Raw genomic sequence first — 972 nt, 5'->3', positions numbered from 1 at the left:
CCCGCCGGCCCGTCGAACGCCTCCATGTACTCGCGCCGAGGCCCAGGCATCCCGGACCCCATCGGCCTCCCCACCGGCCCAACACCACCACCGGCCGCACCGCCACCGGTTGCACCACCGCTGGTCGTACCGCCACCGGTCGTGCCACCGCTGCCCGCAGCGCTGCGGGCCGTACCACCGGCGGCGCCATCGGCCCCGGCGCCACCTGCGCCCGCGCGCCGCCCCTCCGCACCGAGCGCGCCCCAGCCCCCACCGGGCTCCCGCTGCTCGGGGTGCCCGCCACGCGCCGGCCCACCCGCCCGCGCCCCACCCCGCCGGGCCGCACCGGGGGTGCCGTGCGGCGGCGTGCCGTCGCTGAAGGGCGTGCCCTGCGCAGGCGTGCCGTCGAAGAGCGGGGTGCCGTGTGCGGGCGTGCCGTCCGCGAAAGGACCACGGCCCTGCCCAGCCCCACCACCAAACCGCGGCGTGCCCTGCGCAGGCGTCCCGTCCGGGTACGCCGCACCCTGCCCCGACCCGTCGCCGAGGTAGGGAATGCCGTGCGGTGGGGTCATCCCGGGATGAGCGAAACCTGACGCGTACGAACCGGGCGCGCCACCGCGGGGACCGCTGCTCGCGGGCGCACCACCGGTGCGGCCACCACCCGTCGGCGCGCCCCCACGGGAGCCACCGCCCGCGGGCGCGCCACCGGCGAAGGGCGTGCCGTGCGGCGGCGTGCCGTCAAGGAAGGGCGTGCCCTGCGCAGGCGTGCCGTCGAAGAGCGGGGTGCCGTGTGCGGGCGTGCCGTCCGCAAAAGGACCACCCTGCCCCGACCCGTCGCCGCCGCCGGGGCGATGCGCAGCGGGTCGAGATATCCGGCCTTCGTCGGAACGCTGGCCGGGCGGCGGGCCGCTCGCGGGGTTACGCCCCGCGGGGAAGCGCCCCCCGAAGGTGGGCATGCCGTGCGCGGGCGTGTCCCCGGGGTGGGGCACTCCG

At 79.0% G+C, this 972-nt stretch carries 1 pseudogene; it reads right to left on the bottom strand.

The features are described 5' to 3' along the window. A pseudogene (locus tag AAHZ94_RS34555) lies at positions 1 to 551 on the bottom strand (hypothetical protein); the annotation flags it as partial. Positions 552 to 972: the final 421 nt, after the last annotated feature.

The sequence above is a fragment of the Streptomyces sp. HSW2009 genome (genome assembly GCF_040240285.1).
Lineage (GTDB): Bacteria > Actinomycetota > Actinomycetes > Streptomycetales > Streptomycetaceae > Streptomyces.
The sequence above is the reverse complement of the archived record's forward strand: the minus strand, read 5'-3'. Positions and strand labels throughout refer to the sequence as shown.